Source organism: Acinetobacter sp. ANC_7504 (assembly GCF_056779995.1).
Map to the genome: position 1 here is coordinate 755,833 of NZ_JBWYIZ010000001.1, position 16,217 is coordinate 772,049.

Genomic DNA, 16,217 nt, shown 5'->3' on the forward strand with positions numbered 1-16,217 from the left:
GACAAATCTAGTGTGAAACCGATGTTTAAGCCTTAAAAACGACAATTTTTGTGGTTGAAATCAACAAAACATCACCATGCTGATTTTTTGTTTGTGTGACATAACTCACAATTCCGCGATCTAGCTTTGTTTTAGAAGGATTGATAGCAACAATTTCAACTTCTACATGCAAACGATCACCAGCACGAGCTGGTTTTGGCCATCTTAAGCTTGACTCTGAACCGATAAGCCCCTTGGCAATTGGAAAACATTCAGTCCAAAGACGCATGGTAATGGCTGACGTTTGCCAACCACTGGCTGCGATACCTTGAAAAATAGGATGATCTTTCGCAGCCTCTTCATCAGTATGAAAGACTTGAGGGTCGTATTTTTGTGCAAATTCTTTAATTTCTTCGAGTGTTAACTCATATTCACGACTTTTAAACTGATCACCCACTTTTAAATCATCAAGATAAAGCATCTTCGTCTAATTCCTTGTCTTTCACTTTTTGTTCAACTAAAAATCCACCCGTTTGGCGTTGCCAAAGTTGGGCATAAATTCCATTCTGTTGGATCAGCTCATCGTGAGATCCTTGTTCTACGATATTTCCTTGATCCAAAACAATTAATCGATCCATTTGAGCAATTGTTGAAAGGCGGTGTGCAATTGCAATTACCGTTTTACCTTCCATCAAGTCATCAAGGCTTGCCTGAATCGCAGCCTCCACTTCTGAATCGAGTGCGCTGGTTGCTTCATCTAAAATCAAAATTGGAGCATCTTTTAGGAATACCCGTGCAATTGCTATACGCTGTCTTTGCCCACCAGATAATTTTACACCACGTTCACCCACATAAGCGTAATATCCTGTCTGACCACGTAGATCTGTAAGCTGAGGGATAAACTCTTCTGCTCGAGCTTTACGGACAGCTTCATACATTTCTTCATCAGTCGCTTCAGGTCGACCATATTTAATATTCTCAGCAACACTTCGATGCAGCAAAGAAGTATCCTGCGTCACGAGAGCAATGTTTTTTCTTAAACTATCTTGGGTGACTTCATCAATCGCTTGGCCATCGATATAAATTTTACCTTGTTGGGTTTGATAAAAATGAAGTAGTAGTTGGATCAGTGTCGATTTTCCAGCACCAGACCGACCGACAATTCCAATTTTTTCACCCGGTTTAATTTCTAAATTCAAGTGATTAATAACATTTTTTTGATTATATGCAAAGCTCACATTATCAAATTTAATCGCACCAGAGTGTACCTCGAGTGGCAGTGCAGCTTCTTTGTCTTGAATTGCTATTGGTTTGGCTAGCGTGGTCATCCCATCTTGGATGGTACCAATATTTTCAAATAAGGCTGAAGTTTGCCACATCATAAAAGAAGCCATACTATTCAGCTTTAAAATCATGGCTGTCGTTGCGGCGATCACACCGATGTTTGCTTCACCAATAAACCAAAGCCAAACTGCTGTACCTAAAACGCCAAAGAATAAAATTGCGGTCAGTAGATTAATACTAATTTCATAAGCAGTTCCCAGACGCATCTGGGTATACACCGTCTTCATAAAAAGTTGCATAGACTCTTTGGCATATTGGCTTTCACGACCAGCATGTGCAAACAATTTTACTGTTTGTATATTTGTATAAGCATCAGTCACACGACCAGTCATCACCGCGCGTGCATCAGCCTGCTTTTTTGAAATTTTTCCAAGTCGCGGGATAAAGAAGGATGCCGCGCCAATGAATAAAATCAGCCATGCCATCAGGGGAATAAGGAGAAGAGGGGAGACGTTTCCTAAAACCACACTGATGGTAATAAAATAAATCACCACATAAGTAACGATATCCCCCAAAATTACCCAAAATTCACGAACTGCAAGTGAAGTTTGCATGACTTTAGCTGACAATCGACCTGCAAAATCATTGTGAAAAAAGTCTAAACCTTGAAGAAGTAATAAGTTGTGAAAACGCCAACGCAAGCGCATTGGAAAGCTACTGAATAAAATCTGATGCCTTATGATTGATTGCAAACTTGCAAAGAAAATATTAGCAAGTAGAAAACCAGACAAAATCATCAGATTTGTTTGGTTATTTTCGAGAAAATTTTGAGGCGTCGATACGGACAACCAATCAACTAAATGACCAATTTGAGAGAAGAAAATAGCTTCAAATGAAGCTGTTGCTGCAGTAAATAACACCAACACCAAGAGATAGCGCTTAACTCCTGATGCTGCTTGCCAAACAAATGGAAAAAATTTCTTCGGCAAGGGCTGATTTAAATCTTTGGATGGATATGGATCAACGAGTCTTTCAAACCACTGCAGCATACGACTAATCTTAATTCATCTAATCAAAACTCAGTTTACTGTGTCTTGAGGAATCTTGAAATCATTCCCAGAAGGAATCTGGAATATTTTTAATCCAAACTCAGGAAGAATCGCCAAAAGATGATCAAAAATATCGGATTGGATCGCCTCATAAGCCACCCATGCTGTCGTATTTGTAAAAGCATAAATTTCTATAGGCAAACCTTCACCTGTCGGTTGTAATTGACGAACGATTAAGGACTGATTTTGTGCAATACCTGGATGATTTTTTAAATAGTATTCAATATATGCGCGGAATGTTCCTAAATTGGTTAAACGACGTTGGTTATTGACCCCATTATTTGCGTATTGCTGATTAAAGTTTTTTAACTCAGTTTGTTTCTCATCCAGATATTTTTCTAAAATCAGAAATTCTTTAAGTTTGCTGTATTCCATTGCAGATAAGAAGTGAACACTATTTTGATCGATATAGAGTGCACGTTTAATACGACGAACACCTTGCTCTTGCATACCTCGCCAGTTCTTAAAAGTATCTGTCACCAAACGATTGGTCGGAATAGTGGTATAGGTCTTATCAAAGTTTTGTACGGTCACCGTATGTAATGACATATCAATGACATCGCCATCCGCATTTAAGGTTGGCATTTCAATCCAATCACCAATCCGAACCATGTCATATGAAGAGATTTGAACTGAAGCCACTAGAGATAGAATTGTATTTTGGAAAACCAGCATGAGCACTGCTGCCATTGCCCCGAAACCTGCCAATAGCGTGAAAACATCTTTTTTAAGAAATGTTCCTAAGACCATCAGAGCACAAACAACAAAAATAATCAGTTTAACTAACTGTAAATAACCCTTAATTGGCTTATTGTGAGATTTAGGATTACGTTGATAAATAATATTAAAGATGGTGAGAAGCTGACTAATTGCCAAGGCAATGGTCAAGAAAATGAAGGCTTGTGCAAACATCTGAATCAATGTAATGACTTTTTCAGACAGGTGTGGAACCGTCACAATTCCATTCATAATAACCAATGCTGGGACAATGTTTGCAATTCTTCGAATAACGCTATGTTCCGCTAAGACATCACTATAACTAAAACGTAGTTTGCTAATAATTTTGCGAATACCACGGACGACCACTTGTTTAGCAATAAAATTTGCGATAAATGCAATGAGAATAAGAATGCTCAGAGAGGTCAACATCTCTAACCAAGGAAATTGATCTGACCATTCTTGGATTTGAGTTACAAAATTTAATCTGTCCAACTTGATCACCTCTAAATGAATTGGTATTAGCTTAATGGTTTAAGTTATTAAATTTATTAGAGTTAACGTTTATCAAACAGAATAGATTAAATTAATTACTTGAAATAAATTTTATGAACTTCTATTTTAAATGAAATTAATGTGAATTAAGTCACACTATAAAATTTCCTAGATTATCGTCATTACATTTTTAAATTATAAAGCTTATCTTGTAACCAGATTTTTTTTCATTCTCAATCTCACTGTATTCTTAACCTGCACGAAAGGTCCTGAAAGAAGCATTATTGAGCTTGTTCATTTTCAGCATTTTGAAAATGAAAAAATAATATGAGAAAATCAATCCATTTTTTTTTAAGCTCTCCAAAACAACATCGATTGAAAAAAATCGAATCAGAGAATAAAAGACGAGCGCAGAAAATTGATAGAGTCTTCTCGTGATGGTTGGACGCACCAATATGACCTAAAGCATCTTAATCATGAATTTATACCCGCTACACCGCAATCTGAATCACACATCAAGCGTAAAAAAAGCCTAATAAATTAGGCTTTTGAGGAATTCACCACATTAAATCATCTGGAATAACATAAGCTGCATATGGATCTTCCTCATCTGTAATAGCCTCATTTTTCTCAGCATTATTCACAATAATAAATCCTTCGACTTTTTCATTAATCCGCTCAGATAACGCTCTTGGTAGAACAGCATAACCTGTTTGATCTTTGGCGATAACTAATGTGCCTGCCACGAGTGCATTGTAAACTTGTTGATTAATATAAATTTTCTTAATTTTATTTTCATCAACGAACTGGTAGCTGATTTCACCATCAATATCTTTGATTTTATGCTGACCAATCATTTGCACTACTGCTGCACGTAATGCTTTTTCATCTTGCTGGCGTTTGATTTCAAGATTAAGACTCTGATCTTTTTCTAATTTTAGCTTTAAATCTTGTTCAATCTTAGCTTTAATCTCAGCTTCATTGCTTTGACCCGTGCGTTGCTCATGCACAGCTTGTTTAGAAAGTTTTTTAGCCTTTTTTTGATCGACTAAACCGGCTTTGAGCAATTGTGCTTGCAAGGCATTTTTTACCATGAGTAATACCAACTACGATTTTTGAAAATAACAATGACGGAAATATAAAATCCAATAGATCAGGGTCAGTAAAAAACTTAAACCTGCAGGAATTAAAAATGCTTCTAATTGTAAATAAGGATAGCTGAATGCCGCAACAGTACTGCCAATAATAAAACCAAATAAAATCACTAAATGCAAAATAACTTTTCTGGATTCCGTTGTAAGACCTCTTACAAAATATCCAAATGCTAAACCAAGATCGGTTAAGACACCAGAAAGGTGAGTCGTGCGAATAATCGCACCTTTATAATGACTTACCATGGCATTTTGTACACCCATCGCACAACATGCCCATAGCAGTGCATAACGAGGATAATAGGGAATAAATACCCAACAGAGCAGAATAAAAAAAGTCACTAAACTCAATGGTAGACCATATCTGCGTCCGAGTTTAAATCGACTATTCCCCAATATCAGACCGCTAAAACTAGAGCCTAAAACATAACTCAGGATAATAAGAATCAGAAAAAATACAGCTTTGAAATCATGGTCAATAATACCGATCGCAAGCAGACTTGCATTGCCTGTCATATGTGAAACTGACTGATGTAATAGAGAAATGAGACCCAAAACGTTGATCATGCCTGCATTTACTGCAAGCATGAAAGCCCCAAATTGTACCCAGTTTGGAAGGAATTGAAATGGCATATCTTTCATTCTAAAAGTTTATGCCATGAATATATTATTTTGAAGGAGCGCGATCAACCGCAGCAGTAAACAATACATCTGTAGATGAGTTGAGGGCTGTTTCAGTTGAATCTTGTAGAACACTGATCACCATACCGATGGCTACAACTTGCATAGCCACATCTGGTGAAATATTGAATAAGCCACAAGCGACAGGAATCAATAACAGTGAACCACCCGCTACACCTGAAGCACCGCAGGCAGAAACAGTAGCCACAACAGAAAGAACAAGCATTGTAGTAAAGTCAACGGAAATACCAAGTGTATTCACCGCTGCTAATGTTAATACAGTAATCGTTACTGATGCGCCCGCCATATTAATTGCAGCTCCCAACGGGATTGCTACACTCGATGTCGATTCATTCACGCCCAAACGCTTGGCAAGATCCAAGTTCACCGGAATATTTGCTGCTGAACTACGGGTGAAAAATGCGGTGATCCCACTTTCACGTAGACATTGAATAACCAATGGATAAGGATTTGAACGCGTAACAAATGCCACCATAATTGGGTTAATTACAAGTGCAACAAAGAACATAGTCCCTAATAGAACAGACAATAATTGTGCATAACTTGCTAAGGTTTTAAGACCTGCATCTGCAAAAGTCACTGCAACAAGTCCAAAAATACCGAAAGGTGCAAAACTGATGACAAGACGAATCACGTGATTCACGGCATTCGCAGCATCCGTCAGACACTGTTTTGTGGTGTCTGTGGCATGACGAAATGCTATACCAAGTGCAACAGCCCAACCCAAAATCCCAATAAAGTTTGCTTCACTTAATGCAACGATAGGATTCGCAACAAAACTGAGTAATAAATTTTTAAGAATTTCAGTCAAGCTGCCAGGTGGCTGTAAATCAGCTTGCGCAGCGACATCTAGGAAAAGAGTGCTTGGAAATAAATTACTCACAACGACAGCAGTTAACGCAGATAAAAACATACCTACGGCATACATCATCATAATGGGTTTGATTTTCGCACTGCTGCTATCACCAACTTTAAAGTTTGCAATCGAAGAAAGGACCAAAACAAAAACAAGGATTGGTGCAACAGATTTAAGGGCTTTAATAAATAAATCACCCAGCAAGCTTAATTGTGGTGCAACTTGAGGGAAAAATATAGCCACCAAAACGCCCAGAATAATGGCGATAAGGATTTTGGTGACTAAACTCAAACGTGCTAGAGCAGTGAACATAACTGAACCTAATAATGCCGAGTCTGGCTTAAAATCGGATAAATAAGTCGGGTATTCTATACTTAAAAATGATTTTAAATATAAAACTTATTCATAATAAAAATTAAGTGAATCAAATCACTGGATTTTTTTTGATAATTCTTACTTAAGAATATCAAATTCTTATGCAAAAGATGATTTATTTTCACTGAAATGCGGGTCTAATTCATATACTGCTTGGAAATGAGTGAGGTATATTTTACCTGTCAGATGTTGTATCCAGTTGGTTGAATTTAAGCGATCCATAACAGGACCTTTGACTTCGCTTAAGTGTAGTTGAATATTGAGTTTAGATAACTCAGAATTCATTTCCTCAAGAGTCTCTAAAGCTGAGTAGTCAATATTACTGATACTGGAACAGTTAATGACAACATGTTGAAGCTCATCATGTTGGCTAACTTCTGAAATAATAAATTCCTTCAGGGTGTTTGCATTGAGAAAACTCAAATTTTCATCAATTCTCACCGAAACGAGCCTTTTACTGGTAATAACCTGGTGTCTTGAAATATTTCTAAAATGCTGCGTACCTTCAACGAGACCAATCACTGCAATATGTGGACGACTAATTCTCCATAACAGCAACACAAATGTTGAAATAATACCCACCATTAAGCCTGTTGTAATATCTACACACAGCACCCCTAAAAATGTAAGAGCCATTGCCAAACCATCTGCTTTGGAATATTTCCAAGCCGCTATAAAAGGTTTAATTTCAACAAGTTTCCATATCGACACAATGATTGTTGCAGCCAATACTCCTAAAGGTAAATATTCAAATAGGCTTGTAAAATATAGACTGACCATAATAATAAGTAGCGAGGATAAAACCCCAGCCATAGGTGTTTTAGCACCAGCATCAGCATTGACCACTGTACGTGATAAGCTACCAGTGACAGGAAATGCGCCACTGATTCCAGCGCCAAAATTTGCAACACCGAGTGCAACAAGCTCTTGATTACTGTTCAAATTGCTACGTGATTGAAAAGCCGTAGCTTGCGCGATCGAAATAGATTCAACGAAACTCACCATAGCGATCATTACTGCGCCAGGAAGCAATATTTTTACCATGTCCCAAGTCCAGTACGGCATTTGAATCGGGGGTAATCCACTTGGAATTTCACCTACTGTTTTAATTCCATAGGCAGTTAAATCAAAGGACTGAACCAGTAAGATTGAAAATAGCACTAAGCATAATGGTACTGCTTTTTGTATAAATTGCATCATTTTTTGATGATTTGAAAATGCTGGAATTTTAAATAATTGTGGTAAATAAATGAGCGCTAAAATTGAAGCTAAACCCAAAGATAAGCTGGCCAAATCATATAAAGAAATGTATTGAGCCAAACTCGTAAAAAATTCGATTAAATTACTGGATTGCAATGGAATATTAAGAATAAATTTTATTTGACCTAATGCAATTAAGACAGCTGAAGCAATGATAAAACTCTTAATCACAGGATGGCTAATGAGACGAATCAAAAAACCAAATCTAAATAGCCCCAATAAAAATGAAATTATGCCAACCATTACTGCTAGCAAATAGGCAGCTTGAATATAGACTGGTGAACCCACTTCATATAATGGCTGTAATGTAGCAAAAGTCATCATGGAGATTAATGCAACTGGACCAATTGAAAGGGTAGTACTCCCTCCAATCAATGCATAAGCAATCATAGGGATAATACTGGCATATAACCCCATAATTGGAGGTAAGCCTGCAATCATGGCATATGCCATGCCTTGTGGTACAAGCATTGCAAGCACGATCACAGATGCAAGAAAATCAGATTTAAAATCTTGAGTATTGTATTTTTTTAACCATTTCCAAGCTGGGATGATTCGTTCCACAGAATGCTTCGTTAAATCCATACAAATCTCTAAATCACATTTATGTATATATTATGCATAAAAAGTGATAAACAAGCACTGAGTATTGTTGATAAGGATCATCAAGAATTTGATTAATGATCCTTAGCGTATGAATTTAATCGAATATTTTTTTAAAAGGTTGTATCTGTTCAAGCTGAAAAGCGAGATCTATCAGTAAACGTTCTTGTCCCAAATCAGCAGAAAGCTGAATACCTATCGGTCTTGAATCTAATTTGGTCATACCCATCGGCAATGATATCGCTGGAGCACCTGCGATATTTTGAATAGGTGTGAATGCCACATAATTTCTTAAACGCTCAAATAAAACATCAAATTCGAGTTGAGGTGAAAGATATCCAATTTGAGGCGAAACATGCGCTAAAACTGGCGAAAGGATGACATCATATTGTTGGAATATTTGTTGATAGATGCGCTGGATTTGCTTTAAACGGTACAGAAATAAAGGAGTTTTATAGAAATTTTTCTTGTACAAGTTTGCAAGCCCAACTGTTAGATGATCTAACTCATTCACGTTAAAATCTTTGCCAAGTAGCGGTTTTCCAAACTGTTGAATCATAAATGATAAAAAACCCCAATAGTGGCTGAAATCATCTACAAACGAATCTGGAAGAGGAAGTGAAAACTCTTCAATATGATGACCTAAATTCCTGAGTAATTGAGCAGTAGACTCAACAGTTTGACGGGTCTCAGCATCAGTATTGGTTTGTAATGAATCATAAACAAGGCCAATCCGTAAAGGTTTGCTGGATGGATGCTGGATTAAGCCAATTTCGGGTAATTTTTTTGGCTTATATTGTTTTTCCATTTCAGCAAAGAAAAACGCGGTATCACGCACAGAACGTGTTAAAACACCATCTGAAACAAGGTCAATTGGTAAATACTGCGAACCTTCATTTGGATACCAACGACCACGTGTCGGCTTTAAACCGACTAAACCGCAATTTGCTGCAGGAATTCGTATCGAACCACCACCATCATTTGCATGTGCAATTGGTACTACGCCTGATGCAACGAGTGCCGCAGCTCCACCTGAAGAAGCTCCACACGAATAATCAGTATGCCAAGGATTGCGTGTGTAATCCCCAGACTTAAATTCTGTTGAAGCATTTAAGCCAAATTCAGGCATTTTAGATTTACCCAGTGCAATTAAGCCTGTATCTAACATTTGTTGAGTAATTTTAGAATTTTTGATCTTTTCCTTGGATTTGAACGATGTTGATCCTTGTTGCGTAGGAAAACCAATAAGATCCAAATTATCCTTAATAAATGTAGGGATTGCAGAAAAAATCTGATTTGGTTTAAAAGTAGGCGATTTAAGTATTTGTTCGAAGCTTTCGAATTCAATTGCATTCAGCAGAGGATTTACGGTTTTTGCGCGTTCTATCGTAGCTCTTAAAACCTCATCAATTGAGATGTCTTTAGATTGGATTCTGTTTGAGAGCTCAATCGCATCACTCGTACCTAATATATCATCCGTGAAAGCGTGAATTTTTTTTTGATTATCCATAATCGATTTTCTTTAAAATTGACTAAGCATATGTATACACATGAAATATTGATTTGTCGATTGACCAGAGATTGATTCGAAACAATTTCGCATAATGTATATTATGTTAAATAGAATATCTGGAACAACAACCCTGAACATGGGTGTATATACTTTGTGATGGCTAAGAATTTGGCATTAAAGAATCTTCGATGAAATTCGTCATTAAGAAAAAACTTTTGATGAAAGAATTAGATGTACTACATGCTCTGATCAAATATTACTTGAAGAATCTAAAACCCAAAGAAGCTGTAAAATTAGGAGGATTAACAGCCCTTTTATTCTTAAATTTAAAACTAGAGTCCACCATTAGATAACGTGGACTCTTTTTTTACCAGCTTAATCAATTAAGATAGAATTATATTTTTCAGGTAAAAGTCCATATTCACCCCATTTTAAGTACTCGACACAGAGACCGATACCATTACCTGTGATTTTGCCCCAAAAAAGAACAATTCGTCCTTCTGAATTATCACCAATTCCGTGTCTACGCTGGGCTAAATTAGTATCTTTTAAATAGAAATCAGGAATTTCAGGATTAGAAACTAATCTAGTCATCCGTATATTATGATCTTCACCTTTTCCACCAACATAAGAGTTGCGAATGATTCCATAATATAGTTTAGGTTCCTCATCTTCCTCTGTGACATCTTCTACACTATGCAACAATTCATTCAATTTAACAGCTACATTAGAGTTTGGTAAATAAAAATATTTATAGAAGTTTTCGTGGAACTTTTTACAAATACCAGCAACAGTTGATATTTTTGAAGGCAAATCAAAAGCTTCACCATTGTGTCTGGAAATTGGAATAGTTGTAAGTGGACCATCCTCATCCTCAATAGCTGTCACATCATATTCGCCTGCTTGTTCATCATCCATTACTGGAGGATCAGTTTTGAAGCTACTAATAATAGCTAGTTCTTTGTTTTCAATTGCTTGTTTTGCTTCTTCCTCATTTTCGTACAATTTACCTTCTGCTTTAGGTGTTCTTAATTTACATTCAACTTTGCTATATGAAGGTAAATGTGAAAATGAAGCTTTTCGCCCATTTGAAAAATAATCACCACTTAAGGGTTTTCTAGATAAAGGTGTAAAACATATTGGGCAGAAAATACCCCCTTTCATGGAGGAATCAAATTCTGTAGCAACAATTTTTACAGCATTTTGTAGAAGATCCTCCTTGCTACCATCTTCAAATGTCCAGCCACTTAAATACAATGCAATTTTAATTTTATTATCAGCCATTTTTTCTCTTCACGTTATTCTGAAGTCACACAACTTCAATTTATGTTAAATAGGATATCTTTAACAGCACACCAATACTACCCATCGTCTTCTTACATCGCTTAAAACAACTAATGATTAGAATTCAAATTAGGAAAAAAAATTTAAACCAAAACACAATCTGTCATTTTTGATGGACCATTGAGTATATACAGCAACGTTCTCAATTTTTGTCTAGCTCAGGTTATAATGCTCATCTTACACAATTCAGTTGATCTACTATGAACACCTCCAATGACCCTTTACATGGCAAAAAACTTGCTGACATTTTAGATGAGTTATTGGATTACTACGGAGGCTTTGAAGGATTAAGTCGTAAAATTGAAATTCGTTGTTTTTGCATCGACCCGAGTGTTAAATCATCTTTACGATTTCTACGGACTACACCATGGGCACGTGAAAAAGTAGAAAGCTTATATTTGTATGTTCTCCGTCAAAAAGCTAAACAGAAATTCTAGCCAACAAAAAACTTAAGCTATGTTTAACTTGTTATACCCAATTGTAGAATAGCCTTAATGAGTATCTATCGTTTTTGTTCACATCGTGTAGTTATGGGTGGAAGCCCCACTCTCCTACTACATTGAACGACGATCAATCATCTAAATCCAGTCTTATTAAGTCTAGAGCTAAAAGCTATAATATGTTTTTAAAAAGTTTTAGATCATATGCTCGAACTCATTCACTCATATCCTCAAGCCAAATTGGTGAATACTTTCCAAGCATTAGCGAATGAAGTTTTTGAAGACCATGTCAATGCTTTATGTTGGTATAGGCATTTAGATTACAATTTCAAAGAAATCGTTGAAAAACTTACACTCATAGAAGATATTACTGAAATTTCCATCGCACAATTAGAGCAACTCAAACTTTCAGACTCTGCAAGCAAAGCGAGAGACGTTATTATTAATGATATAATGTTGCTCACCGAATTGGGTGCATCGCCGTCTTTAAACTTAATCAAAGAATATCAGCGTGATGAAGAATTGGATTTTATCAGCACTGATGTATATTCTTTTCATGTAGATCGATCGCCATTAGCAACGGATACATATCTATGTACCTATTACGGGGCGGCTAGCGATATTATTTCCAATGATGAGGTTGAACAAAAAATTCATATTCCAGAAATCCGTCAAAAAATTAAATCATTGTTTGATGGCGAAGACCATGAGTTTGAGGATTTTCTTGAAGAGACCTATATGGATCTTCACTATCAACCTAAAAATGGTGCAACACCTTTAAATTTAGGAATTGGTCATCTCTGGCGTTTGGCTGTAGATCATCCTGATCAGAAAGTACTTCCTTGTGTTCACCGTGCTCCAAAAGAAAATGCAGGAGAACTCAGATTACTCTTAATTTGTTAAGGAATTCCTTGCTCAATTTAGGCGAGTAATTCTTTTTCAGCTTCAAATGGATTAAAGAAATTACACCAAACGATTGGTCCTAAACTCATCTCCGAATCAGTAAGTAAACATTGATCAAAATTTTGGATTAATTGCTCTTTATCCATCTCTTGTCCAATTAAAACAATTTCCTGTCTGGCATCACCCGTTTCTGGATGCCAACTCGATTCAATTTCCTGAATAGATTGCGTATCTTGTGGCCATTCCTCTTGTGGTACCGAAGCCCACCAATATCCTGCTTGACCATGCCGAGCCATACCTCCAGCTTGTGACCAAGCCATAGCCATTGTTGGTTCCGCAGCAAGCCAAAAAAATCCTTTTGAGCGTATAACACCTTTCCATTCTGAATGAATAAAATTGTAAAAACGTTGTGGGTGAAAGGGTCTTCTTGCTCTATATACGAAACTTTCGATTCCATATTCTTCAGTTTCAGGCTTATGCTCTCCTCTCAACTCTTTTAACCAACCAGGTGCTTGTGAGGCTTCATCAAAATTAAAAAGCTGTGTGTTGAGTATTTTATCGAGTTCAACCTGACCAAATGTAGATGACTCAATTTTTGCTCTAGGGTTAAGCTTTTTGAGAATCGCATAAAGCTGGGACTTCTGATGCTCATCGATTAAATCAGTTTTGTTTAGAATAATAACATCACAAAATTCGATTTGATCTATCAGTAAATCCACAACAGTACGTTGGTCAAATTCTCCAAGTGATTCGCCACGATCATGAAGAAGATCATATGAACGATAATCACGTAAAAAATTGAATGCATCGACTACGGTCACCATGGTATCTAAACGAGCGTACTCATTTAGAGATACGCCGTCTTCATCTTCAAACGTAAATGTTTCGGCTACAGGTAGAGGCTCTGATATTCCGGTAGATTCAATGACGAGTTGATCAAATTTTTTCTCTTCCGCTAATCGTCTTACTTCTACTAATAAATCTTCTCTCAAAGTACAGCAAATACATCCATTACTCATTTCAACGAGTTTTTCTTCCGTTCGTGATAATTCCGCCCCACCTTCTCTGACTAAAGCAGCATCAATATTGACTTCTGACATATCGTTCACAATTACTGCGACACGTTTTCCTTCTCTATTATTTAAAATATGATTTAAAAGTGTGGTTTTTCCTGCACCAAGAAATCCAGATAGCACAGTGACAGGTAATTTATACGGTTGTGAAGAATCAATATTCATGGTGAGTTACTCGTTTTAATGTTCAACCACATCATTTGATCGCTTATTGCAATCAATGAATGATCTTGATTTTTGATGTAACTAAATCATAATTGTTATGTTATAACATTTCAACATGTTTAATGTTTAGTTAAAATTAAATAAAATTTATTTATAGTGATTCTAAATTGTATTCATCACTGTAGAATCATAAGTAAAACTAAAGAATCTATGTCTTTATTTTTATAATCATATGAGCATATAACAATGAATTTAATCAATCTTATTATTCGTACCACTTTAAGTACTTCTCTGTTACTTGGAGTTTCGAATACGTATGCCGTGGTTGCAGGCGGAATGGTTTCTACTGACTACCATTGGAACAATATTCCTGCTAACGGCTTTGCAATACTTGAAAATCAAATCATCATTACCAATGAGCCAGGAAATGATGGTAATACATTTTGGGCCAATCAATTTTCTATCAAGCATGGAGATGGTGGCTATGTTGGATTGCAACAACGAAGCAATGATCAGAAATATTTAAATTTCTCAATCTGGAAAGCGACATCTTGGAAAACAGGATACCCTGCGTATTGCAGACAATTCGATCACGAAGGTGATGGCGTTCAATGTGATTTACCTTATGAATGGAAGGAAGGCACGAAATATAATTTTAAGATTGTGAAAAATAATGACAGTACAGTCTCAGCCTTTGTTAAAAACATGAGTACTGGTAAACAACTTGAAATTGCAAAAATCAATGTGCCGCAGACCTGGGGTGGTTTTGATAGTTTAGTTACATTTACCGAAAATTTCAGACAGCATCAACAACCCAACGGTATTTATGGCTATAACAGTTGTAATGATGTTCATACATCTGTTTCAGCGACCTATCCTGCAATAGCAAACTCTTCAAATAAGTCTAAATCACAAACGACTAAAACTTATGGAAATTGTGTACAAGTGGCATCAGCGCATTGCACGGATGATTCTACTTGCATTTCTACTGTGAATAATGCCAATTACACCCAGCAAAAACCTTTCATTTTGAAAAATGGTGCACGAGGTTTTTGTGCAGATAGCTTGAATGGTGGTCAACAATTGGGATTGTATTCATGTGATCCCAACAACGGTAATCAACGTCTGAGTACGGATCACACCCATCGCTTATATTTAACTCATCGGGATGCGTGTTTGATGGGCGATGTTAAAGATAATTTCGTTAAAGTTGCGCCGTGCAATAATGATAGTAGTCAACGATGGATGTATAGTCGCCACACAAGCCAATATATCAACTTAAAAACAGGTCTATGCCTTGATGCCGCTGATGGTGCAAATAGTATGGCACGCCTACAAATGATTGGATGTCAAAGCAATAATTCATATCAAACCTGGAAAATTACACGTTAACTTATTAAATTCAGAGCTTTAGCATTTAAAGCTCTGAATTTTAATGCTGAAATTTTAATTTTTTTGCTTTCTTTGAGTGACTCGTACTAATTTTAGTACAATTTGATATCTAAATTAGAGATTTTACTCATAGATAAGCCAGCTCACTCAGGTTAAAAGCATTCTTAATACTGGCTCAAAAAGCGAAATAAGTTCAATGATTTTAGGGAGATATTTATCTAAGGTATATTTTTAATATTGATGACAGCAATAAAATAAAAACAATTAAAACTATTCTTCATAAATCTTTGCTATTTTTCCGATAGCGCCTTTAAGGATGAGAAAAAAATTCTTCAAAATATTAAAACTTAATAAATGAGATTAGACGTTTGTTGTTTACTCTGAAGATAGAAATCAAAAGCCCTTTTTTAATATTGGAGAGAATCAAATTCTAACTTTATGTTTAATATGAACATTCATAGTCCTATTTTTCAATGCATTGCCCTTCACTAGTTATAAGTTATAAGTTATAAGTTATAAGTTATAAGTTATAAGTTATGAGTATCTAGTTGATTTATGAATTTGGCTGAAATGATTGAGTACTTGAGTATAGTCATCTATGTAACCTCAAAAAACCTTAGTGAACTTTTTTCACAACAACTATTTCTAAATAGATTCTTGAAAAATTTTGCGTAAAATTTTACTCTCCTCGTGACATTCATTACCTTTTTTTGGTCAATCCTCACTTCTATTACCCATTAAATAAATACTAAGTTGATAAGTTTTTTTAATAATCTTTTATGTGTCGAGATTTTATTTATTGACGAGTCTAATTTAAAAATTACACTTTTGCTTAGGCTATTTTGGTATTCAAAAT

13 protein-coding genes are annotated in these 16,217 nt (G+C 36.0%); 3 read left to right on the top strand and 10 right to left on the bottom strand.

The window, feature by feature from the left end:
• Positions 1-25: 25 nt before the first annotated feature.
• The 9 genes from AC1M9F_RS03770 to AC1M9F_RS03810 all read right to left on the bottom strand — a co-directional run bounded on the left by AC1M9F_RS03770 (position 26) and on the right by AC1M9F_RS03810 (position 11,328).
• Positions 26-460, bottom strand: coding sequence for a MaoC family dehydratase (locus AC1M9F_RS03770; protein ID WP_035267505.1), 435 nt, complete (start codon positions 458-460; stop codon positions 26-28).
• On the bottom strand, positions 447-2,312 hold the full coding sequence (locus tag AC1M9F_RS03775; RefSeq protein WP_481597093.1) for an ABC transporter ATP-binding protein: 1,866 nt from the start codon (positions 2,310-2,312) through the stop codon (positions 447-449). The genes AC1M9F_RS03770 and AC1M9F_RS03775 overlap by 14 nt, the downstream gene beginning before the upstream one ends.
• A gap of 30 nt (positions 2,313-2,342) precedes the next feature.
• A complete protein-coding gene (locus AC1M9F_RS03780) occupies positions 2,343-3,584 on the bottom strand; it encodes a mechanosensitive ion channel family protein (RefSeq protein ID WP_481597094.1) in 1,242 nt (413 codons plus the stop codon).
• 557 nt (positions 3,585-4,141) lie between these two features.
• Positions 4,142-4,678, bottom strand: coding sequence for a DUF2058 domain-containing protein (locus AC1M9F_RS03785; protein ID WP_481597095.1), 537 nt, complete (start codon positions 4,676-4,678; stop codon positions 4,142-4,144).
• Between the two features lie 12 nt (positions 4,679-4,690).
• Positions 4,691-5,368 (bottom strand): YoaK family protein, encoded by a 678-nt coding sequence (locus AC1M9F_RS03790; protein WP_481597096.1) that lies wholly within the window; start codon positions 5,366-5,368, stop codon positions 4,691-4,693.
• Between the two features lie 34 nt (positions 5,369-5,402).
• Complete coding sequence (sstT, locus tag AC1M9F_RS03795; protein ID WP_481597097.1) at positions 5,403-6,605, bottom strand: serine/threonine transporter SstT; 1,203 nt, start codon at positions 6,603-6,605, stop codon at positions 5,403-5,405.
• 162 nt (positions 6,606-6,767) lie between these two features.
• Entirely contained in the window at positions 6,768-8,513 is a 1,746-nt protein-coding gene (locus tag AC1M9F_RS03800; RefSeq protein WP_481597098.1) for a SulP family inorganic anion transporter, read from the bottom strand.
• Between the two features lie 115 nt (positions 8,514-8,628).
• On the bottom strand, positions 8,629-10,041 hold the full coding sequence (locus AC1M9F_RS03805; RefSeq protein ID WP_481597099.1) for an amidase: 1,413 nt from the start codon (positions 10,039-10,041) through the stop codon (positions 8,629-8,631).
• A gap of 378 nt (positions 10,042-10,419) precedes the next feature.
• On the bottom strand, positions 10,420-11,328 hold the full coding sequence (locus AC1M9F_RS03810; protein ID WP_481597100.1) for a hypothetical protein: 909 nt from the start codon (positions 11,326-11,328) through the stop codon (positions 10,420-10,422).
• A gap of 260 nt (positions 11,329-11,588) precedes the next feature.
• Here AC1M9F_RS03810 and AC1M9F_RS03815 point away from each other — a divergent pair, with 260 nt between their 5' ends.
• Together AC1M9F_RS03815 and AC1M9F_RS03820 are read left to right on the top strand one after the other, a co-directional pair.
• The gene (locus AC1M9F_RS03815; RefSeq protein ID WP_481592470.1) at positions 11,589-11,825 is read left to right on the top strand and encodes a VF530 family protein; all 237 of its coding nucleotides are present in this window, start codon (positions 11,589-11,591) and stop codon (positions 11,823-11,825) included.
• A gap of 207 nt (positions 11,826-12,032) precedes the next feature.
• Positions 12,033-12,731 carry a DUF1826 domain-containing protein gene (locus AC1M9F_RS03820; RefSeq protein ID WP_481597101.1) on the top strand — a complete coding sequence of 233 codons (699 nt, stop codon included), beginning with the start codon at positions 12,033-12,035 and terminating at the stop codon, positions 12,729-12,731.
• Positions 12,732-12,748: 17 nt separating this feature from the next.
• Here the strand turns inward: AC1M9F_RS03820 and zigA are convergent, their stop codons facing one another.
• On the bottom strand, positions 12,749-13,969 hold the full coding sequence (zigA, locus tag AC1M9F_RS03825; RefSeq protein ID WP_481590045.1) for a zinc metallochaperone GTPase ZigA: 1,221 nt from the start codon (positions 13,967-13,969) through the stop codon (positions 12,749-12,751).
• 246 nt (positions 13,970-14,215) lie between these two features.
• Between zigA and AC1M9F_RS03830 the strand changes: the two genes are divergently transcribed.
• On the top strand, positions 14,216-15,361 hold the full coding sequence (locus AC1M9F_RS03830) for an RICIN domain-containing protein (protein ID WP_481597102.1): 1,146 nt from the start codon (positions 14,216-14,218) through the stop codon (positions 15,359-15,361).
• Positions 15,362-16,217 lie beyond the last annotated feature (856 nt).